This window comes from Amycolatopsis sp. N2S4-7 (assembly GCF_058119595.1).
On sequence record NZ_CP172299.1, the window covers coordinates 4265373 to 4290123 of the forward strand.

Annotated in this window: 22 protein-coding genes; 16 read left to right on the forward strand and 6 right to left on the reverse strand. The window is 72.4% G+C overall.

Annotated features, from left to right (window positions below; translation table 11 throughout):
* The 10 genes from ACH54P_RS19965 (at position 1) to ACH54P_RS20010 (ending at position 9586) form a co-directional block, all read left to right on the forward strand.
* Entirely contained in the window at positions 1-855 is an 855-nt protein-coding gene (locus ACH54P_RS19965) for an MlaE family ABC transporter permease (RefSeq protein WP_489914871.1), read from the forward strand.
* Positions 852-2126, forward strand: coding sequence for an MCE family protein (locus tag ACH54P_RS19970; protein WP_489914873.1), 1275 nt, complete (start codon positions 852-854; stop codon positions 2124-2126). The genes ACH54P_RS19965 and ACH54P_RS19970 overlap by 4 nt, the downstream gene beginning before the upstream one ends.
* Positions 2123-3127 carry an MCE family protein gene (locus ACH54P_RS19975; RefSeq protein ID WP_489914875.1) on the forward strand — a complete coding sequence of 335 codons (1005 nt, stop codon included), beginning with the start codon at positions 2123-2125 and terminating at the stop codon, positions 3125-3127. The genes ACH54P_RS19970 and ACH54P_RS19975 overlap by 4 nt, the downstream gene beginning before the upstream one ends.
* On the forward strand, positions 3124-4116 hold the full coding sequence (locus ACH54P_RS19980) for an MCE family protein (RefSeq protein WP_489914877.1): 993 nt from the start codon (positions 3124-3126) through the stop codon (positions 4114-4116). Before ACH54P_RS19975 ends, ACH54P_RS19980 begins: the two co-directional genes overlap by 4 nt.
* On the forward strand, positions 4113-5147 hold the full coding sequence (locus ACH54P_RS19985) for an MCE family protein (RefSeq protein ID WP_489914879.1): 1035 nt from the start codon (positions 4113-4115) through the stop codon (positions 5145-5147). Before ACH54P_RS19980 ends, ACH54P_RS19985 begins: the two co-directional genes overlap by 4 nt.
* Positions 5144-6217: an MCE family protein gene (locus ACH54P_RS19990; RefSeq protein ID WP_489914881.1), complete on the forward strand. Its 1074-nt coding sequence runs from the start codon at positions 5144-5146 to the stop codon at positions 6215-6217. The genes ACH54P_RS19985 and ACH54P_RS19990 overlap by 4 nt, the downstream gene beginning before the upstream one ends.
* A complete protein-coding gene (locus ACH54P_RS19995; RefSeq protein WP_489914883.1) occupies positions 6217-7416 on the forward strand; it encodes an MCE family protein in 1200 nt (399 codons plus the stop codon). The genes ACH54P_RS19990 and ACH54P_RS19995 overlap by 1 nt, the downstream gene beginning before the upstream one ends.
* Positions 7404-7907, forward strand: coding sequence for an Rv1363c family protein (locus ACH54P_RS20000; protein ID WP_489914884.1), 504 nt, complete (start codon positions 7404-7406; stop codon positions 7905-7907). Before ACH54P_RS19995 ends, ACH54P_RS20000 begins: the two co-directional genes overlap by 13 nt.
* A complete protein-coding gene (locus ACH54P_RS20005; protein ID WP_489914886.1) occupies positions 7904-8875 on the forward strand; it encodes a hypothetical protein in 972 nt (323 codons plus the stop codon). Before ACH54P_RS20000 ends, ACH54P_RS20005 begins: the two co-directional genes overlap by 4 nt.
* Positions 8876-8944: 69 nt before the next feature.
* Positions 8945-9586 (forward strand): hypothetical protein, encoded by a 642-nt coding sequence (locus ACH54P_RS20010; RefSeq protein WP_489914888.1) that lies wholly within the window; start codon positions 8945-8947, stop codon positions 9584-9586.
* A gap of 48 nt (positions 9587-9634) precedes the next feature.
* On the opposite strand, the gene ACH54P_RS20015 is transcribed toward ACH54P_RS20010, so the two are convergent.
* Positions 9635-10495, reverse strand: coding sequence for an RCC1 domain-containing protein (locus ACH54P_RS20015; protein ID WP_489916532.1), 861 nt, complete (start codon positions 10493-10495; stop codon positions 9635-9637).
* 454 nt (positions 10496-10949) lie between these two features.
* Between ACH54P_RS20015 and ACH54P_RS20020 the strand changes: the two genes are divergently transcribed.
* The 4 genes from ACH54P_RS20020 to ACH54P_RS20035 all read left to right on the forward strand — a co-directional run bounded on the left by ACH54P_RS20020 (position 10950) and on the right by ACH54P_RS20035 (position 14298).
* Entirely contained in the window at positions 10950-11588 is a 639-nt protein-coding gene (locus ACH54P_RS20020) for a DUF6801 domain-containing protein (protein ID WP_489914890.1), read from the forward strand.
* Positions 11589-11674: 86 nt separating this feature from the next.
* Positions 11675-13105, forward strand: a complete 1431-nt coding sequence (locus ACH54P_RS20025) for a DUF6801 domain-containing protein (RefSeq protein WP_489914892.1) — start codon at positions 11675-11677, stop codon at positions 13103-13105.
* A gap of 11 nt (positions 13106-13116) precedes the next feature.
* Positions 13117-13704: a DUF6801 domain-containing protein gene (locus ACH54P_RS20030; protein ID WP_489914894.1), complete on the forward strand. Its 588-nt coding sequence runs from the start codon at positions 13117-13119 to the stop codon at positions 13702-13704.
* 27 nt (positions 13705-13731) lie between these two features.
* Entirely contained in the window at positions 13732-14298 is a 567-nt protein-coding gene (locus ACH54P_RS20035) for a DUF6801 domain-containing protein (RefSeq protein WP_489914896.1), read from the forward strand.
* Positions 14299-14307: 9 nt separating this feature from the next.
* Here ACH54P_RS20035 and ACH54P_RS20040 read toward each other — a convergent pair whose 3' ends face one another.
* The gene (locus ACH54P_RS20040; protein ID WP_489914898.1) at positions 14308-15588 is read right to left on the reverse strand and encodes a PucR-like N-terminal domain-containing protein; all 1281 of its coding nucleotides are present in this window, start codon (positions 15586-15588) and stop codon (positions 14308-14310) included.
* Positions 15589-15878: 290 nt separating this feature from the next.
* Here ACH54P_RS20040 and ACH54P_RS20045 point away from each other — a divergent pair, with 290 nt between their 5' ends.
* Complete coding sequence (locus ACH54P_RS20045; protein ID WP_489914900.1) at positions 15879-16574, forward strand: hypothetical protein; 696 nt, start codon at positions 15879-15881, stop codon at positions 16572-16574.
* A complete protein-coding gene (locus ACH54P_RS20050) occupies positions 16571-16933 on the forward strand; it encodes a GntR family transcriptional regulator (RefSeq protein WP_489914902.1) in 363 nt (120 codons plus the stop codon). The genes ACH54P_RS20045 and ACH54P_RS20050 overlap by 4 nt, the downstream gene beginning before the upstream one ends.
* 23 nt (positions 16934-16956) lie before the next feature.
* Here ACH54P_RS20050 and ACH54P_RS20055 read toward each other — a convergent pair whose 3' ends face one another.
* The 4 genes from ACH54P_RS20055 to ACH54P_RS20070 all read right to left on the reverse strand — a co-directional run bounded on the left by ACH54P_RS20055 (position 16957) and on the right by ACH54P_RS20070 (position 24726).
* Positions 16957-17745 (reverse strand): arginase family protein, encoded by a 789-nt coding sequence (locus ACH54P_RS20055; RefSeq protein WP_489914904.1) that lies wholly within the window; start codon positions 17743-17745, stop codon positions 16957-16959.
* Between the two features lie 16 nt (positions 17746-17761).
* Complete coding sequence (locus tag ACH54P_RS20060; protein ID WP_489914906.1) at positions 17762-21139, reverse strand: pyruvate carboxylase; 3378 nt, start codon at positions 21137-21139, stop codon at positions 17762-17764.
* Between the two features lie 133 nt (positions 21140-21272).
* The gene (locus ACH54P_RS20065; RefSeq protein ID WP_489916534.1) at positions 21273-22160 is read right to left on the reverse strand and encodes a S8 family peptidase; all 888 of its coding nucleotides are present in this window, start codon (positions 22158-22160) and stop codon (positions 21273-21275) included.
* A 43-nt stretch (positions 22161-22203) separates the two neighbouring features.
* Positions 22204-24726 carry a caspase family protein gene (locus ACH54P_RS20070; protein WP_489914908.1) on the reverse strand — a complete coding sequence of 841 codons (2523 nt, stop codon included), beginning with the start codon at positions 24724-24726 and terminating at the stop codon, positions 22204-22206.
* Positions 24727-24751 lie beyond the last annotated feature (25 nt).

The following is a 24751-nucleotide window of genomic DNA, read 5'->3' on the forward strand; positions in this document are numbered from 1 at the left end:
GTGACGACGACGGAAGTCCCCACCCGCGGCACCCGCGTGCGCGAGGCCGTCGACCGCCGGTTCGGCTTCCTCGACACCCTCGGCGACCAGATCCTGTTCTTCCTCCGCGCGATCGCCTGGACCCCGCGCGCGATCCGCCGCTACCTGCGCGAAATCGTGCGGCTGCTGGCCGAGGTCAGCTTCGGCAGCGGCGCGCTGGCCGTCATCGGCGGCACGATCGGCGTGATGATCGGGATGACCGTCGCCACCGGCACGGTCGTCGGCCTGCAGGGCTACTCCGCGCTCAACCAGGTCGGCACCTCGGCGTTCGCCGGGTTCGTCTCCGCCTACTTCAACACCCGCGAGATCGCGCCGCTGGTGTCCGGGCTCGCGTTGAGCGCCACCGTCGGCTGCGGGTTCACCGCGCAGCTCGGCGCGATGCGGATCTCGGAGGAGATCGACGCCCTGGAGGTCATGGGCATCCCCAGCGTCCCGTACCTGGTGACGACGCGGGTCATCGCCGGGTTCCTCGCCGTCATCCCGCTCTACGCGATCGGGCTGCTGTCGAGCTACCTCGCCTCGCGGCAGATCACCGTCTGGTTCTTCGGCCAGTCCGCGGGCACCTACGACCACTACTTCCTGCTGTTCCTCCCGCCCGGCGACGTGCTGTGGTCGTTCGGGAAGGTCCTGGTGTTCAGCGTCGTCGTGGTGCTGGCGCACTGCTACTACGGCTTCCGCGCGAGCGGCGGCCCGGCCGGCGTCGGGGTCGCGGTCGGGCGCGCGGTGCGCACCGCGATCGTCGCGATCAGCGTGCTGGACTTCTTCCTCAGCCTGGCGATCTGGGGCGCGACGACAACCGTGCAGGTGGCCGGATGAGGCGGGAAACGCGCCGGAAGACCGGGGTCCGCACCGCGGGCGTGCTGTTCCTGGTCGTGATGGGCGTGCTGGTGACGCTGTCGATCAAGGTGTACGACAAGGACTTCGTCAGCACGGTGCCGGTGACGCTCAAGGCGAGCCGGATCGGCAACCAGCTCTCCGCGGGCGGCCAGGTCAAGGCCCGCGGCGTGCTCGTCGGGGAGATCCGCGACGTCCGGGCCACCCCGCAGGGCGCCGAGATAGCGCTTGCTCTGGAGCCGGGCAAGGTGGACATGCTGCCGCGCAACGTCTCCGCGCTGCTCGTGCCGAAGACGCTGTTCGGCGAGCGGTACGTCCAGCTGTCCATCCCGGACGGCGAACGCGCCCCGCACCTGGTCGCCGGCGACGTCATCGAGCAGGACCGCTCGGCGAACGCGATCGAGCTGGAACGGGTCTTCGACAACCTGCTCCCGGTGCTGCAGGCCGTCCAGCCGCAGAAGCTCGCGACGACGCTGACCGCGGTGTCCACGGCGCTGGAGGGCCGCGGCGAACAGCTCGGCCGGACGATCGGCACCGCCGACGCGTACCTCAAGGAGTTCAACCCGGACCTGCCGCAGCTGACCTCGGACATCCGGGACCTCGCCACGGTTTCCCGCCTGTACGGCGACATCGCGCCCGACCTGCTCGACGCGCTCACCGCCTCGGCTGTCACGCTCGACACGGTCAAGGAGAAGCAGGCCGACCTGGCCGGGGTGTACCAGCAGGTGACGTCGTCCTCGCAGGAGGTCACCACCTTCCTGGCCAACAACCGCGACAACCTCATCTCGCTGGCCGCCGACAGCCGCGCGCCACTGGAGATCGCCGCGAAGTACTCCCCCAGCTTCGCGTGCACGCTCGGCTCGCTCAACGCACTCAGGGAATCCATGGACAAGGTCCTCGGCGCGGGCACGACGGAGCCGGGCCTGCACGCCGACGTCGCGGTCACCACCGACAGCGGGAAGTACCTGCCCGGCAAGGACGACCCGCGCTACACCGCCGGCGGCGAGCCGCGCTGCTACCCCTCCGGCGTCGCCCCGACCACCGGCACCGCCGCGACGGCGCCCGGCACGGGCGGGCACCCGCTCCTCACCGGCGGCGAGGGCGACCTCGGCGTCGCGAACTCGCCGCAGGAGCAGCAGCTGCTGGCCACGCTCGTCGCGCCGTCGATCGGGGTGCCGACGGCCCAGGTCCCGGCCTGGAGCAGCGTGCTCGTCGGGCCGCTCTACCGCGGCACGGAGGTGACGCTCAAGTGAGGAACATCGCCGCCCCGCTGATCAAGAGCCTGATCTTCATCGTCGTCACGGCGCTCGCGACGACGCTGCTGGCCGTGTCCATCACGAACTCCGGCGTCGGCGCCACCGAGCGCTACACGGCGAAGTTCCTCGACGCCACCTCGCTCAACGTCGGCGACGACGTGCGCATCTCCGGCGTCCGCGTCGGCCAGGTCGAGTCGCTGGAGATCAGCGACCACAACCGGGCGCTGGTCGGGTTCTCGCTCGACCAGGGACGGCGGCTGCCCGCCGACGTCAAGGCGGTCATCAAGTACCGCAACATGGTCGGGCAGCGCTACATCGCCCTCGAGCGCGGGACCACCGCCACGCGCGCCCAGCTGCCCGAAGGCGGCGAAATCCCCCTGGACCGCACGACGCCGGCGCTGGACCTCACCGACCTGTTCAACGGCTTCAAGCCGCTGTTCCAGGCGCTGTCGCCGAACGACGTCAACGAGCTCTCCGGCGAAATCGTCCAGGTGCTGCAGGGCGAGGGCGGCACCGTCGAGAGCCTGCTCGCCCACACCGGCTCGCTGACCACCACCCTCGCCGGGCGCGACCAGGTGATCGGCGAGGTGATCGGGAACCTCAACACGGTCCTGAAGACCGTCAACGGCAAGGGCGACGCGCTGGCGAACCTCGTGTCCACGCTGCGGCAGCTGGTGTCCGGGCTGGCCGGCGACCGCGTCGCGATCGGCGACGCCATCAGCGGGATCGGCGACCTCACGCAGTCCACCGCCGGGCTGTTCGAGCAGGCCAGGCCGCCGCTGAAGGACAGCATCGCGGGCCTGCGGGGCGTCGCCGGGACGCTCGCCGAGAACCAGTCCGATGTGGACAGCTTCCTGACCAACCTGCCCGTCAAGTTCAACGAGATCGGCCGCGTCGCCTCGTACGGAACGTGGATGAACTTCTTCCTCTGCCGCGCGGTGCTGGAAACGAAGCCCCAGCGCGGCGTGTACGTCCCGACGCCGAGGTGTGAGTCGTGAAGTCCTTCAAGGAGCGCAACCCGATCGTCCTCGGGGTGATCGGCAGCGTCGCGCTGGCCGCGCTGCTCACCGTGACGTTCAACTACGACAACCTGCCGATCGTCGGCGGCGGCACCACCTACGAGGCCGAGTTCACCGAGGCCGCGGGCCTGCAGCCGGACGACGAGGTCCGGATCGCCGGCATCAAGGTCGGCGAGGTGCGGGACGTCGCGCTGGCCGACGACCACGTCCTCGTCTCCTTCCGCGTCAAGGACGCCTGGATCGGCGACCGCACGTCCGCCGAGATCAAGATCAAGACGTTGCTGGGCCGCAAGTTCCTCGCGCTGAACCCGACCGGCGACGGCGTGCAGAACCCCGCCCGGCCGATCCCCCGGACCCGGACCGTCACGCCCTACGACGTCACCGACGCCTTCAACGGCCTCGCCGACACGGTGGGCGCGATCGACACGAAGCAGCTCGCGGACAGCTTCACGACGCTGTCGGACACCTTCCGCAACTCCCCCGAACACGTCCGCAGCGCGCTGGACGGGCTCAGCCGGTTGTCGAAGACCGTGTCCAGCCGGGACAGCCAGATCGCCGAGCTGCTGGCCAACGCGCGGACGCTGACCACGACGCTGGCGAACTCGAACGACGACTTCGAGAAGCTGATCGACGACGGGAACCTGCTGCTCACCGAGCTGAACCGGCGCCGCGACGCGATCAGCGACCTGCTCACCGGCTCGGCGCGGCTGGCCGAGCAGCTCAGCGGGCTGGTGCGGGACAACACCGACGACCTCAAGCCCGCGCTGCAGGCCCTGAACCAGGTGACCGACCTGCTCGAGCGGCAGAACGACAACCTCACCCGCGGCCTGCAGCTGGCCGGGCCGTACTTCCGCGTGGTCACCAACACGACCGGCAACGGCCGCTGGATCGACGCCTACCTCTGCGGTCTGCTGCCCGAGAACCACGACCCCTGCGTCCCGCCGAAGAACCCGGGAGGGACCAAGTGAGCGCACTGACCACCACCCGGGCCGGGGTGCTGACCAGCCGGTTCATCGCCGCGGCCCTGCTGCTCGCCCTCGTCGTCACGGCGGCGCTGTGGTGGGTGTTCGACGGCCACGGGCAGCACCACGTCACGGCGTTCTTCACCCGCGCGGTCGGCGTCTACCCCGGCTCCGACGTCCGCGTGCTCGGCGTCCGGATCGGCCGGGTCGACGCGGTCACCCCGCGCGGCGAGCAGGTGCAGGTCGACATGAGCGTCGACGGCTCGGTCGGCATCGCCGCGGACACCGGGGTCCTCGTCATCGCCCCCAGCGTCGTCGCCGACCGCTACGTCCAGTTCGCCAAGCCGGCCCGGGGCGGCCCGCGCCTGGAGAACGGCGCTTCGATCCCGGTCCAGCGCACCGCCACCCCGGTGGAGCTCGACCAGCTCTACGCCAGCCTCGACTCGCTGTCGAAGGCCCTCGGCCCGAACGGCGCCAACTCGCAGGGCGCGCTGTCGGACCTGCTGAAGACCGGCGCGCAGAACCTGCAGGGCAACGGGCGGGCGTTCAACGACAGCGTGCGCAACTTCGCGCAGCTGGCGCGCACGCTGGCCGGGAACTCGGGCGACCTGTTCGGCACCGTCGACGAGCTGCAGCAGTTCACGACCATGCTGGCCACCAACGACAACCAGGTCAGCGACGTCAACCAGCAGCTGTCGCAGATCGCGGGCACGCTGGCCGCCAACCGCGGCGACCTGGCCAAGGCGCTCGAGGGGCTCGGCCGCGCGCTCGGCGACGTCCAGGCGTTCATCCGGGACAACCGCGGCGCGCTCAAGGCCAATGTGGACAACCTGGTGACGACCACGCGGACGCTCGTCGAGCAGCGCGAGTCGCTGGCCGGCACGCTCGACGCCGTGCCGCTGGCGGTGACGAACGCGCTCGAAGCGGTCGACCCGGCCACCGGGCGGCTGCGTGGCCGCTCGAACCTCGACTACTACCTCCAGCCGCTGCCGCTGCCGGTCACCGGCGACGTCTACACCAACGGGGGTGGCCGGTGAAGCGGGTCCTCATCGCCGTCGGCATCGGGTGCCTCGTGCTCGCGGGCTGCTCGTCGGGTGAGTTCAAGGGCGTCTACGACCTGCCGCTGCCCGGTGGCGCCGACGTCGGCGACCACCCGTACGCGGTGACCGTGCAGTTCGCCGACGTGCTCGACCTGGTGCCGCAGGCCGCGGTGAAGGTCGGCGACGTGCCGGTCGGCCGGGTGCGGGAGATCCGGCTCGGCGGGGACGGCTGGACGGCCGAAACGGTCCTGGAGGTCAACGGCGACGTCGTGCTGCCCGCCAACGCGATCGCGCGGCTGCGCCAGTCCAGCCTGCTCGGCGAGAAGTTCGTCGAGCTGGCCGCCCCGGACGGCGACAGCGCGAAGGCGGGCCGGCTGGCCGACGGCGCCACGATCACCCTGGCCCGCACCAACCGCAACCCCGAGTTCGAGGAGATCTTCGGCGCGCTTTCCCTGCTCCTCAACGGAGGCGGGATCGGCCAGCTGCAGACGATCAACCGCGAGCTGTCGAAGGTGATGGACGGCAACGAAGAGCAGATCCGCTCGTTCCTGTCCGGGGTGGACACCCTGATGACCGACCTGGACGCCCACCGCTCCGACATCACCGAAGCGCTCGACGGCCTGAACCGGCTGTCGGCGACGCTCGCGAACCGCCACGAGCAGGTCTCCGGCGCGCTGACCGACCTGACGCCGGGCCTGCAGGCGCTGAGCGACCAGCGCACCCAGCTCGTCTCGATGCTGCAGGCCCTGGAGCGGCTCTCGACGGTCGCCACCGACGTGGTCGACCGCAGCCGCGACGACCTGGTCGCCGACCTCCGCGCCCTCGCGCCGATCCTGGACCAGCTGGCCGAGGCCGAGGAGGACCTGCCGCAGTCGCTGCAGATGCTGCCGACGTTCCCGTTCCCGGACTCCGCGCTGCCCGCGGTGAAGGGCGACTACATCAACGCCTACGCGTCGATGATCCCGGCACCCGGCGTGCCGCTGCCCGCGCCCGGCCAGGGTGTCCCGCCGGGCCTGCCGACGCTCCCGCTGCCCAGCGGCGAAGCCCGGGTCTCGGGAGGCAGCTGATGCTGACGCGCAGAGTGCGGGTCCAGGTCGTCCTGTTCGTCGTGATCGCGCTGGCCACGACGGCGTTCGTCGGCGCGAACTACGCCGGGCTCGGCCGGCTGTTCGGCTCCGGCAGCTACACGGTCAAGCTGGAGCTCGCCGAAGGCGGCGGCCTCTTCACCAACGGCGAGGTGACCTACCGCGGCGTCGCCGTCGGCCGGGTCGGCGAGCTGCGGCTCACCGTCACCGGGATGGAGGCCGACCTGCTGATCGACGACGCGGCGCCGCCGATCCCGGCCGACTCCCGCGCCGTGGTGGCGAACCGGTCCGCGGTCGGCGAGCAGTACGTCGACCTGCAGCCGCGCACGGCCGACGCGCCCTACCTCGGCGGCGGCTCGGTCATCCGGCGCGAGTCGGCCACGCTGCCGCTCCCGGTGAACAACCTCCTGACCGACCTCGACTCGTTCACCGCGTCGGTGCCGACCCAGGACCTGCGCACGGTGGTGGACGAGCTCGACGACGCCCTGCGCGGCGCGGGCCCGGACCTGCAGACACTGATGGACTCGGCGACGGCGTTCACGCAGGAGGCGACCGCCCACCTGCCGCAGACGTCGAAGCTGATCGGCGACGGCGCGACCGTGCTGCGCACCCAGGTGGACTCCTCGGCCGAGTGGCGTTCGTTCAGCGGCAACGCCCGCCTCTTCGCCCAGCAGCTGGCGAAGTCGGACGGCGACCTGCGGCAGCTGATCGCGACCGCGCCGCCCGCGGCGTCCGAGCTTTCGGGGCTGCTGAAGGAGAACGACCCCGGCCTGCCGATCCTGCTGGCCAACCTGCTGACGACGGCCCGGGTGTTCGGCACCCGCACCGCGGCGGAGGAGCAGCTGATGGCCGACCTGCCGCGCGCGGTGGCGGCGGTGGGTTCGGCGGTGGACGACCAGAGCGGCCGGCTGCGGATGGGGCTGGTGCTCAACTTCGACGACCCGCCGCCGTGCCTGCAGGGCTACGAGGGGACGCCGCACCGGCCGAGCACGGACCTCTCGCCGTTGCCGTTCAACACCGGCGCGTCGTGCACGCTGCCGCACGGGGACGAGAGCTCGGTGCGCGGCACGCAGAACGCGCCGCACCCGCCCGTGCCGGCCCCGGCGCTGCCGGGCGGGCTGACCGGACTCGACGGGCAGGTCACGTCGACGAGCCTCGAGGAGATGCTGTGGCTGCGCTGAAGGTGGGGGCGGTCGCCCTGGCGGCCGCGGCGGCGGTGTTCGCGGGCTGGTCCGGCTACACGTGGTACGCGGCCGCCCATGATCCGGCGTTGACGTACGGGGTGGCCCGCGACGACGCCCTGGCGAGCGGCCGGACGCTGGTGGCGGAGCTGAGCAGCCTGGACTACCACGACGTCGACGGCGGGCTGGGCCGCTGGCTGTCGGCGTCGACGGGCCCGCTGCACGACCAGCTGGCCCGCACGGACGACACGACGAAGAAGACGCTGGCGGCCAACGCGACGGTGGCGACGGGCCGCGTGGTGGACGCGGCCCTCAGTGAGCTGGACGAGCACGCGGGCACGGCGAAGATGCTGGCTTCGGTGGAGATCACGATGGCGAAGCAGGGAACGGCCCCGGCGGTGAAACGCAACCGCTTCGCGGCGGCGCTGGCCCGGACCCCGGACGGGTGGAAGCTGAGCGCGCTGGACCAGCTGCCGGTAGGTGCCCGATGAGCCGCACGAAGACGGCTGCGGCCGAGCGGAGTGCCGCCGAGGTGGCCGGATCCGGGCCGGTCGAGCCGGAAAGCGCTCCCCGCGCCGCCGGTGCCGAGCACGAGACAGCCCCCGCGGCCGCGGAAGGCGACTCCGGCCGAGCGAAGCCCGGCGAAGCCGAAGACCTGGCCGAGCAGGAGACCGCTCTCCGCTCTGGCGGTGCCGAGCACGAGACAGTCTCCGCGGCCGCGGAAGGCGACTCCGGCCGAGCGAAGCCCGGCGAAGCGGAGGACCTGGCCGAGCCGGCTACCGCCCCCGGCTCCGAGGCCGCTCCCGCGGCGACCGGCGAGCACCCCGCCGAGCCCGAAGCCGAGCCCGAAGCCGAGCGCGAGCCCGAAGCCGAGGCCGAGCCCGAAGCCGAGCGCGAGCCCGAAGTCGATGCCGAGGCCGAGGCCGAAGCCGGTGAGCCCGCCGAGTCCCGGCCCGCCTGGCTGCGGCTTCCCGCTCTCCTGCTCGCCGCCGCCGTCCTGCTCGCCGGGGCCGGGGTCTGGTTCACCGTCGAGGCCCGGTCGGCCGGGGACCAGTCCGCCGCCGCGAACCTCGCCCTCACCGATGTCGGGGCCACCGCCGAGGTCACCTCGGCCGTCACCCTGGCCGTGAACCGGATCTTCTCGTATTCCTACGACCGGACCGACGTCACCGAAAAGGCCGCCGCCGAGGTGCTGCGCGGGTCGGCCAAGGATTCCTACGACCGGCTCTTCGCGCAGGTCCGCGAGAAGGCTCCGCAGCAGAAACTCGTCCTCACTTCACGCGTTTCGGCGATCGCCGTGCAGGATCTCCGGAATGGTCACGCGCGGTTACTCGTCTTTCTCGATCAATCAGCCGTCCGTGCTGACAACAATGCGACCGACAGCGCCGCGGCTCAGCTTTCCGTGACCGCGGAACGCGCCGGCAGCGGCTGGGTCATCACCGCACTCGAACCGCGCTGAAGCAGCTCGACCGAAACCGTTTCCGGGAGCACCCGGAAACGGCCGGAAAAATCGCAAGGGAGAAGAACTATGTCCGTGGCAACGCAGCTGAGGAGACTGGCCGTGCTCGGATCGGCGGCGGCCGTCGTACTGGGCGGGGTCGCCGTGACGCCGGCGTCGGCCGACGTCGTCGAGATCCCCGTGTCCTACAAGGTGACCGGTACCACCACGGTGAAGAAGACCGGCAGCGCCATGAAACTCGGCCCGGGCTCCCTCAAGGGCAACCTGCTGATCGACGACCAGACCGGGTCGGTCGGGCTGAGCGCGAACCTGTCGCTGCCGCCGTCCCAGGCCGACATCTCCCTGGTCTCCGGGCTGTTCCGGATCAAGGCGAAGGTCAAGGTCACCCCGACCGGCCCCGCCACCGGCACCATCGCCGACGGCAACCTGACCACGCACGCCCAGGCCAACATGGAGATCTACGACATCTGGGCCGGCCCGATCGTGCCGATCTTCCCGCTGCCGACCGTGCCGGGCAGCTGCAAGACGAAGACCCCGCTCGACCTGAACCTCAGCGCGCAGGACGTCGACATCACGGCGCCCGCGATCACCGTGACCGGCACCTACACGATCCCCGAGTTCACCAACTGCTTCGTGGCCGACATCGCGCTCGGCGCCCTGGTTTCCGGGCCGGGCAACACGATTTCGCTCGACCTGGCCAGCGACGCCTGACCGCAGCACCGGCTGGGTGGCGGACCCCCGGGTCCGCCACCCACCGGCTCAGCACGGCGCGTTCGGGTTTTCCTTCAGCACGAAGCTGTCGTTGTCCCCGGCCGAGACGGCGAACACCGGCCCGCACGTGACCGGCGTGGACTCGCCGACGATGTTCGAACCCCAGACGACGATGTCCCCGTTGGCCTTGAAGGCCAGGTTGTGGTTGAACCCGGCGTCGATGCCGACGACGTCGGACAGGGCTTCCGGCGGGACGTCGGCCTGCAGGTAGTTGTTCCGGCCCCACGCGTAGACGCGGCCGTCCTTGAGCGCGAGGCTGTGCTGGAACCCGGCGGACACCGCCGTCACGCCGGACGACAGACCGGCCGGCACCGTCGCCTGGCCGTAGGTGTTGCCGCCCCAGGCCAGCACGCCACCGTTCTTCAGCGCCAGGTTGTGGTCGCCACCGGCGGAAATCGCGGTCACGCCGGACTGCGCGGCCGACGGGACGTCGGTGCGCGACCCCCAGCTGATCACCTGCCCGCCCTGCTTCAGCGCCAGGCTGTGCATGTTGGACGTCGAGATCGCGATGACGCCACTGGCCACCGAGGACGGCAGGGTGGTCTGGCCGTACCAGTTGTTGCCCCAGGCCAGGACCTTGCCGTTCTTCAGCGCCAGCTCGTGCCCCCAGCCCGAGGCGATCTGGCTGACGCCGGACGCCGCCGCGGCCGGGACTTCGTTGGCGCCCCAGTTGTTCGTGCCCCACGCGAGGACCGCGCCGTCCTTCAGCGCGAGCGCGGTCGTGCTGCCCGCCGACACGGCGGCGACCCCCGCCAGCACCTCCGGCGGCGGGATCGTGACGTTGTAGTCCGGCTTGCCCCAGGCGATCACGCCGCCGGTACCGGCGGCGGAAGCGGGCAGGGCGCACATCGACGCGGCCGCGGCCGCCACCACCGCGAATGCGGCCCCCTTCAGCGATACCCGGCCACAACGGGAAGTACCCGGCACGGTAGCCTCATTTCTCCGGTTTCGATATCCGGCATTGCATCGGCAAGATCGTAAATCGTAGACCGTTCCCGGCCGCCGTTCGGCCGCGTGGCCGTTATTTGTCACGATCCGCCAAATCCGGTCGCCGGCCTGCGCGAGCGCGCACAAGAAACCGGCGCCCCCGCAATGTGCCTCACCCACGCCGGCGCGAAGTCTTGTTCCGTACTGAACTGGCGAGTAGCCTCGATTTCGGCAGATGGACCTCCACTCGCACGTCGATGAATCGCGTCCCGCCGCTCGGGGCAACGGGGCCAGGCGAACACGATGGGGGATCAACGGCGGCGAGCAATCGATCAGCCAAAGCCGAGACTGAACTGAATCAAAGGAGATGACAGGTATGTCCCGACTCAGCAGGCTGTCCGCCGGTATCGCCACCACCGTGACCGCCGTCGGCGCCATCGCGGTGCTCACCGCGGGCACCGCGGCCGCGGCCACCGTCACCTACACCGCCGGTGGAACGACAGGCGTCACCTACAACTGCACCTTCCCCGGCATCTCGCCGCAGCCGGTCGCGGTCACCGCGCACCTGGACGCGGACGACGTGGTCCCGGCCGGCACCACCATCACCCCGACCAACGTCGGCGGCACGGCGTCGATCACCGCCGCCGTCCACTCGCTGCTGACCGCGGTCGGCTACGACGGTATCCGGGGCGAGGCGACCGTGCCGGTCGCGGCGTCGGCGGGCACGCTGTCGCAGCCGTCGGCCACCGGCCTGAACATCCCGGAGGTGATCTACCCGCCGACCGGGCCGATCACGGTCAACATCTCGCAGGTCGCGACGTCCGGCGTCCCGAACTGGACCGCGCCGGCCACCGCGGGCACCGCCACCCTGTCGCTGACGAACTCGCTGTCGGCGAACCTGGAGTTCCACAAGAAGTCCACCGGCGTCTGGGCGCCGTGGACGATGAACTGCACCCTCAAGGTGACCAGCCCGGCGCAGAACACCGCGTTCAGCCCGAGCATCACCGTTTCCTGACCGGGCTTCCCGGTGCGGGCCGCTCCAGGGTGGCCCGCACCGGGAACCTCCCGTCCCCGCTTCCGAAACGCACCCCAGGGAACCCGATGCCCCGTCGAGTCCGGCCCCGCTCCGTCACGGTGACCGCGCTGGCGGCCGCCGGCCTGCTGTCCGCGGCGAACGGCGCGCTGACCGGGGTCGGCTCGGCCGCCCCCGCCCCCGCGGTCCCCCCGGACACGAAGGCGACGGCGTCGGTCTCGGTGACCTGCCCCTTCGCCGATCCGCTCGGCCCGCGCGGGCTGACCGTCGAGACGTCGGCCACGCTGCCCGCCCAGGCGAAGACCGGCGCGGCGGCGACGATCGGCGAGTTCTCCGCGAAGCTGACGCTCCCCCGCGACGTCGCGCTGGCCCTGCTTCCCGCCGGCGCCACCGCCGGGTCGCTCCAGGGCGGGGTGAAGACGGCCGTCGACGTGCACCAGAGCGACCGCGCGGACACCGTCCCGGTCGCGCTGACCGTGGCACCCACCGCGCTGCCGGAGACCGGCGACGTCACCCTGACCGCGACCGGCGCGGTGCCGGAGATCGCGATCAACACCGTCGGCCCGGTCACCCTCGACGTCACCGCACCCGTGCTCACGCTCGCGGCGGTCCCCGCGCCCGACGCGGCGGAAACCCCGCCCGCGCCGCCGGTCGCGTGCACGCTCGACGCCGGTCAGCCGGCGACGCTGGGCAAGATCCTGGTCCTGCCGAAGACGGTGCCCGGCACGGAACAGAAGCAGCAGCAGGGTCCGGGCGGGGTGACCGCGCAGCAGACGCTGGCCGACCCGCTCGAGCTGCCGCCGACACCGCTGGGCCTGGTCAGCGTCCTGACGAAGTCGACCGTCGCCAAGCTGGGCGCCGAGGTCGTCAGCGACCCCGCCTTCCTGATCAACGGGCTGTTCATCCTGACGGTCGACTCCGAGACCTTCGACATCCTCGACCGCCGCGTGACCGGGTCGACGCTGTTCAAGCCGGCCACCACGACGTTCCTCGGGTTCGGGTTCGTGCCGGTGACCGCAACCGTCGAGTTCCTGCCCGTCGACTACCGCGACAGCAAGATCATCGAGATCAGCGGCTCGCTCTACGACACGCCCGAAGGCGAGACGAACCTGCGCACGAGCTTGACGGTGATGGCCCGGCTGAGCGACGCGAAGGTCAACGGCGTCCCGCTCGACCTCGGCCCCGACTGCGTGACGGAGAAGCCGGTGTCCCTCGAACTGACCGGCCCGTACGACCCGTTCAGCGTCGGGCACATCCGGACCGATCCGGAGAAGGGCTTCGTGCTGCCCGCCTTCCGCGGGTGCGGCGCCGGGAGCCAGGAACTGAGCCCGCTGCTCACCGGGATGGGCTCGGGCGGCGGCAACCAGGCCTTCGTCGACACCTACAACCTCGTGCCCTGCACCGAACCGGACCACACCCAGTGCCCGCCCGGCTCCGACCCGCCCCTGCCGGGTTCGGCGGACGCCGCGGCGAAGAAGGTGGCCAAGAAACCGAACTGAGGGGGAGCACCATGAAGGTGGGAACGGCCGTCGCGGCGGCCCTGCTCGTCACGGGCGTGACGGCGGGGACGGCGCACGCGGAAACGATGACGGCGCAGACCGCGGCGCTCGGGTACCGGTGCACGTTCCCCGGGATCCCGCCGCTGAATTCGACGTTCACGGGCACGTTCGCGGTCGACGCCCCGGTGCCGCCCGGCGGCACCTTCACGCTCACCGGCGTGCACCTGACCCACACGATGGACCCGGCGGTGCACTCGATCTTCACCGCGGCGGGCTACGACCGCGTCCACGGCTCGTTCGCCGCCACGCTCACCGCGACCAACGCGACGCCACCCAGCGCACCGGTCTCCGGCGGCTTCCCCGAACAGCCCGTCGGCGGCGGTGGCCCGCTGACCTTCCCGGAGACGGCGGCGGACCTGCCCTTCACCGCGGGGACGTCGGGCTCGGCCGGGTTCGCGCTGGGCCCGCAGATCACCGAAACCCTGCAGTTCCACCGGAAGACCACGGACACCTGGGTGATCCTGCAGTCGCTGTGCACGCTGCGGGTCACGAGCCCGGCGCAGAACCCGGCGTTCCAGCCGGACGTGCCGATCGGCTAGGACGGCCCGAGCAGCCCAGGAGGAGACATGTTCACCCGCACGGCGTCGACCCTCGCCCTCGCGACCACGGCCCTCTTCGCCACGCCCGCCCACGCGAGCACGACGTTCCGGTCCGCGGAGCTCGGCTACGGCTGCCGGTTCCCCGACGAGTCCGTCCTGCCGGCGACCCTCTCGCTGGCGTTCACCGGCCCGGACGTGGTCGCGCCCGGCGCGAACTTCCTGATCACGGACGTCTCCGGGCGCGTGACCATGTCCCCGGCCGCCACGACGTGGCTGACCAGCCGCGGCAACGACGGCGTCGACGGCGGGCGGAGCGCGGCGTTCGTCGAGGCGGACAACGCGCCCCGGTCGTCGACCACCGCCGCGGTCGACAACCCGGTGACCTGGGGCGCGGGCCCGGCAACGATCGGCTTCCGCGGTGAACGGCAGACGCACCAAGCGGGTCCGCCGGGCGTCGTCACGTTCCGGGCGGACCGGCTGGTCCTGATCCCGAACCTGCACCGGCCCGACGGCAACCCGTCGGGCCCGGTCCTGGTCTGCTCCCCGCTGCCCGGCCAGGACGCGACCTTCACGCCGGGCCTGCCGATCGGGTGACCGTCCCGGCTAGCTGGACGTCCACTGTGGACGGGAACCGCCCGTGCGCGGCGCCGGGAGCAGCTCGCTGACCGGGTACCGCAGCGGCAGCGGCGCGGCGCCCGCGCGCAGGGCCAGTTCCATCTCGAAGCGCGCCGCCGGGTCGCGGAGCTTGTCACCGAACGTCGCCTGCAGCTGGCGCATGCGGTAGCGGACCGTCTGGGGGTGGACGCCGAGGCGCTCCGCGATCTCCACCACGTTGCCCTGGCTGTCCAGCCACGCCCGCAGCGTCTCCAGCAGCCGCTCCTGCTGCTTGCCCGTCATGTCCGCCAGCGGGGCGAACAGGCGGTGCCGCAGCGTGCCGACCAGGCCGGTGTCGGAGTTGACCAGTAGGGTCGCCAGGTGCTCCTCGGCGCGCAGCACCGGGCGCGGCGCCAGCACGCCGCGATCGGCGAGCTGCAGCGCGTTCCTGGCCCAGCGCAGGGAATCCGCGACCGACGCGAGCGGCACGCACGGGCCGATCGAGAGCCGGCAGTCCGGCAGGGCCACCTGCAGCGTCGCCAGCCGGGCGGCGCCGAGTTCGCCGGGCACCACCAGTTTCGGGTCGGCGGTGTCGAGCTCGGCGAGGACGTCCGCGTCGAGCCCGGCGTGGCGGCGGGCGGGGGCGACGCCGTCGGCCGGGCAGACCGCCACCGGCGTCGCGTCGGACGGCACCGGCCAGCCGATCAGCTGGGCCAGCTCGGCGATCGCCTTGGGCGACGCGGGCGGCGTCTCGAGGATCAGGTGGAGCAGCTTGCGGCGCCAGGTGTCGAGCGCTCCCGCCGTGCGCGCCTTCGCTTCCAGGTAGCCGTCGAGCGCGACGGAGGCGAGCTCGTCCATGAACGCCAGCATCGCGTCGGCCAGCTGGGACATCACCGCCGACGAAAGCCCGCTCCGGCGGCCGACGCGCATGATCCGCCGCCACGACACGCGCGCGCCGACCCGGTACGCCGACTGCAGTGTGTCGAGGCTGCGGCCTTCGCGCATTTCGTTCTGCCCCAAGCGGTGGTGCACCTCGTGGGACTGCTCCTTGGACACCGTCGGGTCGGCGATCTGCGCCACGAACAACGTGATCGCGTATTCGACGCCGGCCCGGATCGACTTGCCGTAGGGCCCGTCGAGCGGCCGGGCGTAGGCCGGGATGGTCGCGCGGATCTCGTCGACGATCTCGGCCGCGAGGCTGGCCAGTTCGGGACGCAGGATGTCCGCGAGCTTGCGGGGCAGTGCGGCGGGAGGGGGCGCAGCGTGATCGAATCCGCGCTCCACCGACATCGCAGCAGCTCCTTCGCTCCGCCCCGGGATCCCGCCCGCGCCAAGCGCGAACGGGCACCCCGCGCCTGGTGCGGGGTGACACCGGACACATCGAAAAACTAACGCCAAACGTGTCACGTCCGTTAAGGGAAACCGATTTCTTGTCAACTTCGCGACAAGTTCACGAGGCGTCGCTGCGGATCGCTGACAACCGACCCGCCGACTGCGCACGATGGTGCGTACGAACGGACGAGCCGTCCGGCGGCCGCCCCGCTTGTATCGTACGCTTGGTACAAGCGAGGAGGTGCGACATGACGTGGGGCGAAACGCTCGCGGTCGCGTTCATCACGGGGCTGATCGGGTTGATGATCCTGATCGTGCTGTGGCCGGGCGAAAAGCACGGCGCGCGGCTGCTGGTGCGGTGGGGGGTGCCGGACCCGGACGCCGCCGAAGTGGCGCTCGCCGTCCGGTACCTCAAGCGGCGCCGGCTCTGGTACCCGTGGCTGTACCTGGCGATCCCCCCGGCGCTCGGCGACGACGTCCCGGGCACGATCGTCACGACCCTGCTGGTCGGCGGCCTGATCGCCGAGCTGCTGGCCCAGCGGCCGTCCCGCGGCCCGCGCCGCGAAGCCGTCCTGGCGCCGCGGACGCTGGCCGACATCGTCCCGGCCTGGGCGCTCGTGCTCAGCGGGCTGGCGTCGGCGGCCGCGATCGTGCACCTGGCCTGGACCGCGCGGTGGACGCTGCTGGCCACCGCAGCGGCCACGACCGTCGTCTGCTGGGTGATCACGGCGCTGGCGGTGCGCCGCCCGGCGGTCGGGGAACCGCGCGCCGACCTGGCGCTGCGCCGCCGCAGCGGACGCGTCGCGCTCGGGCTGGGCATCGCCGCCTGCGCGGCGATCGGCTGGCCGGCGGGCAACTTCGGCTCGCTGCTGGTCACGGTCGCCGGACTGGCCGCGTTCCTGGCGGTCACCGCGCCGCTGAAGCGGCAGCCCGCACCGGCGTGAAGATCGTCGTCGACACCGAAACCGGGGTCGCGCCCTGGCGTCAGGTGCACGACCAGGTGATCCGGGCGGCGAGCACGGGCGCGCTGCCCGAGGGGACGCGGCTGCCGCCGATCCGCCAGCTGGCCCGCGACCTGGGACTGGCGTCCGGAACGGTGGCCCGCGCGTACCGCGAACTGGAGGCGGCGGGCTGGGTGGCGACAGCCCGGGCCCGCGGCACGGTGGTGACGGTGCCGTCGGGCCGCCCCGACCGCGCGGCCCTGCTGCGGGTGGCGGCCAAGGAGTTCGCGACCCAGGCCCACGACCTCGGCGCCGACCTCGAGACGGCGATCGAAGCGGTCCGCGAGGCTTACCGCGGCTGAGGCGGGCGACCGAAGGTCCGCACCTATCGCGGCTGAAGCAACCGGCCGACCGCGGCCACCACCGGTTCCAGCACCTCGACCTCGCGCGGCGTCCCCACGCACTCGGTGATCCCCGCGCCCACGACCTCGAACCCCGCCAGCGCGTCCAGCTCCGCCACCAGCCGCTCGATCGTCCACCCGTCCGGCTCCGGGTAGTTGAGACCCCCGAACTCCGACGCGTCCAGCACGTCGAGGTCCACGTGGACGTACAGCTTCTCGACGTCCGTCAACGCCGCCACCGAGGTGACCGCCAGGCCACGCGAGACCGCCGCTTGCTCCTCGGCGTCGAACACGCGCGTCCCGGCGAGCGCCACCTTGCCCGGCGACAACGCCGGGTCCGCCGCGAACTCCGGGTCGCCCTCGCCGAACAGCGACCGCAGCACCATCCCGTGGAACGCCCCCGACGGCGACGACTCCGCCGTGTTCAGGTCCGGGTGGGCGTCGAACCACACGACGCCCAGCCCGGGGCCGTACCGGAAGCGGGCGACGCCGATCGGGACCAGCTCGACGCCGCAGTCGCCGCCGATCGTCAGGACCGGGCCGCCCGGTGCCTCCAGTGCCGCCAGCTGCGCCGCGCGGTTCGGGCCCGTCAGCACCGCGCGGGAGAACACCCCACGGTCCGCTTCGGACACCGACCGGGTCTGCCGGACGTGGTGCACCGGCCGGCCGAGCACGTGCCCGGCCAGCTCCGCGAGCGCCAGGCAGCCGTCCGGCAGCTCCGCCGCCCGCGGCCCGGCCGCGCCCTGCCGCTGCGGTACCGCGTTGATCAGCATCAGCCGATGCTAGCGGTCATTCCAGCACCAGCAGGAGGTCACCGCCCTCGACCTGCTGGACGGAGGTGATCGCCAGCCTGCCCACCCTGCCGCCGGTGGACGCGGTGATCGACGCCTCCATCTTCATGGCCTCGATCGTCGCGACCGTGGCGCCGGCCTCCACCGTGTCGCCCTCCGCGACCTGCAGCGTGACCACGCCGGCGAACGGCGCCGCGACCTGCTTCGGGTTGCCCTTGTCCGCCTTCTCGGTCGCCGGGATGTCCGACGCGATCGAGCGGTCGCGGATCTGGATCGGCCGCAGCTGGCCGTTGAGCGTCGACATCACCGTGCGCACACCGCGCTCGTCGGCCTCGCCGATCGCCTCCAGCTCGATGAGCAGCCGCACGCCCGGCTCGAGGTCGACCGCGTACTCCTCCCCCGGCCGCAGCCCGTAGAAGAAGTCCTTGCTGGGCAGCACCGACGTGTCGCCGTAGGCCTCGCGGTGCGCCTCGAACTCCTTCGTCGGCCCCGGGAACAGCAGCCGGTTGAGCGTCCGGCGCGGTTCCGCGGCCAGCGCGGACCGGTCCTCTTCGGACAGTTCGACAACCGGCTTCGCGGCGGCCCGGCCCTCCAGGGCCTTGGTGCGGAACGGCTCCGGCCAGCCACCCGGCGGGTCGCCGAGCTCGCCGCGCAGGAAGCCGATCACCGAGTCGGGGATGTCGAACTTGTTCGGCTCCGCCTCGAAGTCGGCCGGGGAGACGCCCGCGCCGACCAGGTGCAGCGCGAGGTCGCCGACGACCTTGGACGACGGCGTCACCTTCACCAGGTGGCCGAGGATCTTGTCGGCGGCGGCGTACATCGCCTCGATGTCCTCGAAGCGGTCGCCCAGGCCGAGCGCGATGGCCTGGGTGCGCAGGTTCGACAGCTGCCCGCCGGGGATCTCGTGGTGGTACACCCGCCCGGTCGGCGACGCGAGCCCGGCCTCGAAGGGCGCGTAGATCTTGCGCACGCTCTCCCAGTACGGCTCCAGGTCGCCGATCGCCTGCAGGTCGAGCCCGGTGGTGCGGTCGGAGTGGTCGGTGGCCGCCACGATCGACGACAGCGACGGCTGCGACGTCGTGCCCGCCATCGACGACACCGCGCCGTCGACGGCGTCCGCGCCCGCGTTGATCGCCGCGAGGTAGGTGGCCAGCTGGCCGCCCGCGGTGTCGTGGGTGTGGATGTGCACCGGCAGGTCGAACTCCTTGCGCAGCGCGGTGACCAGCTTGGTCGCCGCGGGCGCGCGCAGCAGCCCGGCCATGTCCTTGATCGCCAGCACGTGCGCGCCGGCGCCGACGATCTGCTCGGCCAGCTTGAGGTAGTAGTCGAGCGTGTAGAGCTTCTCGCCCGGGTCGGACAGGTCCGAGGTGTAGCAGAGCGCCACCTCGGCGACGGCCGAGCCGGTCTCGCGCACGGCTTCGATGGCCGGGCGCATCTGCTCGACGTCGTTGAGGGCGTCGAAGATCCGGAAGATGTCGATGCCGGTCTTAGTGGCTTCCTGGACGAAGGCGTGGGTCACCTCCGTCGGGTACGGCGTGTACCCGACGGTGTTGCGCCCGCGCAGCAGCATCTGCAGGCAGATGTTCGGCACGGCCTCGCGCAGCGCGGCCAGCCGCTCCCACGGGTCCTCGGCGAGGAACCGCAGCGCGACGTCGTAGGTCGCGCCGCCCCAGCACTCGAGCGACAGCAGCTGCGGCAGGGTGTTCGCGACGACCGGCGCCGCGGCGAGGAGGTCCTTCGACCGGACGCGCGTGGCGAGCAGCGACTGGTGGGCGTCGCGGAACGTCGTGTCGGTGACACCGATGTGCGGCGACTTCCGCAGCCACTGCGCGAACCCGGCCGGGCCGAGCTCGACGAGCTTCTGCTTCGAGCCCGCGGCCGGCTGCGCGTCCTTCGGCAGCTTCGGCAGCTTCAGGGTGGCGTCCGGCGTCTTCGGGCGCTCGCCGTGCGGCTTGTTGACCGTCTGGTCGGCGAGGTAGGTCAGCAGCTTCGTGCCGCGGTCGGCCGAGGTCCGCGCGGTGAGCAGGTGCGGGCGCTCCTCGATGAACGACGTCGTGACGCGCCCGGCGCGGAAGTCGGGGTCGTCGAGGACGGCCTGCAGGAACGGGATGTTCGTCGCGACGCCGCGGATCCGGAACTCGGCGACGGCGCGGCGCGCGCGGCCGACGGCGGTCTTGAAGTCGCGGCCGCGGCAGGTGAGCTTCACCAGCAGCGAGTCGAAGTGGGCGCTGATCTCGGTGCCGGAGAAGGCGGTGCCGCCGTCGAGCCGGATGCCCGAGCCGCCCGGCGAGCGGTAGGCGGAGATCATGCCGGTGTCCGGGCGGAAGCCGTTGGCCGGGTCTTCGGTGGTGATGCGGCACTGCAGCGCGGCGCCGCGGAGGTAGATCTTGTCCTGGCTCAGGCCGAGGTCGTCGAGGGTCTCGCCGGAGGCGATCCGCAGCTGCGACTGCACGAGGTCGACGTCGGTGACCTCTTCGGTCACGGTGTGCTCGACCTGGATGCGCGGGTTCATCTCGATGAAGACGTGGTTGCCCTGCTTGTCGAGAAGGAACTCGACGGTGCCGGCGTTGCGGTAGCCGATCTGCCGGGCGAACTTGACCGCGTCCGCGCAGATCCGGTCGCGCAGCTCCGGGTCGAGGTTCGGCGCCGGGGCGAGTTCGACGACCTTCTGGTGGCGCCGCTGCACCGAGCAGTCGCGCTCGTAGAGGTGGATGACGTTGCCCGCGCCGTCGGCGAGGATCTGCACCTCGATGTGCCGCGGCTCGACGACGGCCTTCTCGAGGAAGACGGTCGGGTCGCCGAAGGCGGACTCGGCCTCGCGCGCGGCGGCCTCGATGGACTCGCGCAGCACGGCGGGGTCCTCGACGCGGCGCATCCCGCGCCCGCCACCCCCGGCGACGGCCTTCACGAAGACCGGGAAGCCCAGGTCTTCGGCCGCCGCGACCAGCGCGTCGACGTCACTGGACGGTTCGGACGATCCCAGCACCGGCACGCCGGCCTCGCGCGCGGCCTTGACCGCGCGGGCCTTGTTACCGGTGAGTTCGAGGATGTCGGCGCTCGGCCCGACGAAGGTGATGCCCGCTTCTTCGCACGCGCGCGCGAGGTCGGGGTTCTCGGAGAGGAAGCCGTAACCGGGGTAGACGGCGTCGGCCCCCGCCTTCTTCGCCGCGGCGACGATCTCGTCGACCGAGAGGTAGGCGCGCACCGGGTGACCGGGTTCGCCGATCTCGTACGCCTCGTCGGCCTTCAGCCGGTGCAGGGAGTTGCGGTCTTCGTGCGGAAACACGGCGACCGTCCCCGCGCCCAGTTCGTAGCCGGCGCGGAACGCTCGGATCGCGATCTCCCCGCGGTTGGCCACCAGCACCTTGCGGAACATGCCCGGTCCTTCCCATTTGGATCGGTAAGTCAACGCACGTTACCCGGTTCTTCCCGCTCTGCGGGAGTTCAGTACCAGGTGATGGACATCATGCGCCGCCGACGGTTGCCGGGCGAGGTGCTGGGGCAGCTTTTCAGGATCCCGGCGGCGCGTAAAGCAGCCGGTTGGCGGTGCCGTCCGGGACCCCCTGGAGCGCGTCCGGGGTCGCCGCGCGGACCAGGGCGTCGTCGACCTCGGCAGGGGTTGCCTGGGGGTGCTGGGACCGGTAGAGCGCCGCCACGCCGGCCGCGAACGCCGCCGCCATCGACGTGCCCGACTCCGGGCCCGCTCCGGTGCCGCCGGCGATCGGGCCCGGGACGTCGACGCCCGGGGCGTACAGGTCGACGTCCTGGCCGAAGTTCGACGCCTTGTCGGGCCGGTCCTGGGCGTCGGTGGCCCCGACCGTCAGCGCCTCGGGCACCCGGCCCGGCGAGAAGCCGCTCGCGTCGGCCGTCTCGCTGCCGGCGGGCACCGCGATCGGCATCACCGCGGCCAGCCGTTTCACCGCCGCGTCGAGCCGGTCGTTCGGGACGCCGCCGATGCCGAGGACGGCGACCGCGGGCTGCTGCGCGTTCTGCGCGACCCAGTCGATGCCCGCGATGATCCGCTCGGGGGCGCCGCCGCCGTCCTTGTCGAGCACCCGCACCGGCACGATCTGCGCGCCCTTCGCGACGCCGTGGTCCTTGCCCGCGGCGATCCCGGCGAGGCGGGTGCCGTGGCCGTTGGGGTCGGACGTGTCGGAGCCGCCGCCGAGGAAGTCCCGCCCGGGCGCGACCCGGCCCTGGAAGTCGGGGTGCTTCGCGTCGACGCCGCTGTCGATCACGTAGATCGTGACGTCGGGGGCGTCGGTGGCGTAGTGGTAGGCGTGGTCGAGCCCGGCGCGCTGGTCGATGCGGTCGAGCCCCCAGCTGGGCGGATCCGGCTGCACCCCGCCGGCCGCGGTCTGCCCGGCAAGAACGGCCGCCACCGCCGCGAGAAGCATCTTCATGATCGTCGTGGTACCCCGGCGGTGCTCGCGCGACAACTCAGGGCTGTCGCCCGATCGGCTGATTCCGCGCCCGGACGGCGAGGACGACGGTGTCGGCCGCCAGCAGCACGAGGGCCACGACGGCGATCGCCTGCCCGGTCAGCGACACGGAGGACTCCTCCAGGCAGGCGGCGAACGTCGGCGCCAGCACGCCCAGCAGACCGGCGGTCCCGGTGGCCAGCACGGCGCAGCCGACCGCGCGCGGGCGCAGCGCCACGGCGACGACGGGCACGAACACGGCCAGCAGCGCGCCGAGCAGGAAGTAGGCCGCGGCCCGGCCACCGTCGCTGGAGTCGTAGGTGTTCAGGTCGCCGAGTTGCACGACCCAGCCGGCCGCGGCCGCCACGCCGAGCGCGATCGCCAGCCAGGCTGGCCGGTCGCGCACCCACCCGGCCCCGAGGTCCACCGCGCGGCTCCGGTGCAGCGCGGCCGGCCCGAACGCCCCGGCGATCACCCAGGCGATGTGCGCGAGCAGCGCGAAGGTGTAGCCGGCTTTCAGCTCGGTGTCCCCCTGCTGCGAGAGCGCGATGGTTTCGCCGAGGAAGCGCAGCAGCCCGAACAGCGCGGCGAGACCGGTGCCGAGCAGCAGCGCGGGACCTGTCCACGACCTCGTACGGGGGGCCAGTGTCAGGATCCCGGCGAGCAGGGCACAGGCGGCCACGACCACGACGGCGGCTTCCATGCCGGGCCGGTACTGGCTCAGGGAGTAGCCGTAGCGGTAGTCGAGCGGCAGCCCGGCGACCGCGAAGACGACGCCCGCGATCGCGAGGAGCCCGGCGAAGCCGCCGACCGGATCCACGGCACTGACCGGTTCAGTGGCCGGTTCAGTGGCCGGTTCGATGGCCTGTCCCGCGGCCGGTTCGATGGCCTGTCCCGCGGCCGGTTCGATGGCCTGTCCCGCGGCCGGTTCGATGGCCTGTCCCGCGGCCGGTTCGATGGCCTGTCCCGCGGCCGGTTCGATGGCCTGTCCCGCGGCCGGTTCGATGGCCTGTCCCGCGGCCGGTTCGATGGCCTGTCCCGCGGCCGGTTCCGAGGCCCGTTCCGTGGCCGGTTCAAGGGCCCGCTTCGCGGCCGGTTCCGAGGCCCGTTCCGTGGCCGGTTCGATGGCCTGTCCCGTGGCCGGTTCGATGGCCTGTCCCGCGGCCGGTTCCGAAGCAGCCGCCACGGGCCGCGGTTCGGCCGCGGCGACCGGCTCGGGTGGCCCGATCCGCGCCGCGGTGCCCTGGGCGGGCGCGGCCCCCGCCTCGCTCTCAGCTTCCGAAGCCACCTCCGGCTCCGGCCCGACCTCCGCAACCGGCACCGCCTCGATCTCCACCGCGACCACGACGTCCCCGGTCGGCCCGGTCACCACCACCTTCCCCCGCCGCACCCCCGCGTCCCCGGCCGTGACCGAAAGCTCCGCCCCACCCGAAACCTCCGCGACCCGGATCCACCCGTGGGACGCGTCGAACCGGGCCTCCCGCGCCACCGGCGGTCCCGCGAGCCGGAGCGTCGCGGACGCCACCGCGCCCGGCGGGGCGGACAAGCGCACCTCCGACACGTCGACCCGCACCACCGCGAACCCCAGCGCGTCGGAAGCCGCCGCGGCCACGTGCTCGATGTCCGTCGAGGCCATCGTCTTCAGCGCCTCGAACGCTCCCATCGCCACCGGGAGGTTGTCGCTCGCCAGCCGGCGGCGCAGCTCCGCCACCGCGCCCAGCCGCGTGAAGGGGTTCTCCGCGCCGATCGCCGCGGACAGGTCCGGCGGGACCGGGGACGGCTTGATCCGGCGACGCCTGCTCTTCGCCAGGTAGAGCTCGCCCTGCATCTCGATGTCGCGGCTCGGCGTCTGCTTCGGGTTGCGCTCGCGGACGCGGTCGAACAGGTACTCGTACAGCTCGCCGAGCGCGATCCAGCCGTCCTCGTCGCGGTCGGCTTCGCCCGTGCGCAGGCCCTCCACCAGCGCCGAGGTGAACACCGACGGCTGCGCGGCCTCGCCCTCGGCCAGCCGCGCGCCCTCGAAGGCGTACTCGATCGAGTTCGACGCCGTGATGACCGCCCGGCCGCGGCCGCCGCGGAAGCTGTCGAGGACGTTCGCGTCGCCCGACGCCCGTACCGCCACGCCCTGCCCGAACGCCCCGCCGTAGCAGCAGTCCAGCAGCAGGACGACGCTGCGCGAGCGGCTCTGCCGGATGCACTGCTGCACGAAGTGCGCGGGCACGGCCGTGGACCCGAGCCGGTCGGGCCGGGTGTTGCGGGCGGCGAAGAACAGCTGCCCCGCGCCGTCCTTCAGCCCGTGGCAGGAGAAGTGCAGCAGGAGGACGTCGTCGGGACGGCCTTCGACGCAGAGGTCCTCGATCTCCGCCTGCACGACGTGCGCGGTCTCGTTGCGGACCACCTTCACGTCGAAGTCGCTGATCGCCCGGTCGGCGAGCACCCCGGCGAGGGCGTCGGCGTCCGCCGCGGGCGAGCTCAGCCGCTGCAGCCCCGCGTTGTCGTACTCGCCGTTGGCGACGATCAACGCCCGCCTCCGCCCGGCCATACCGGTAGGAGACGCCCACCGCGGG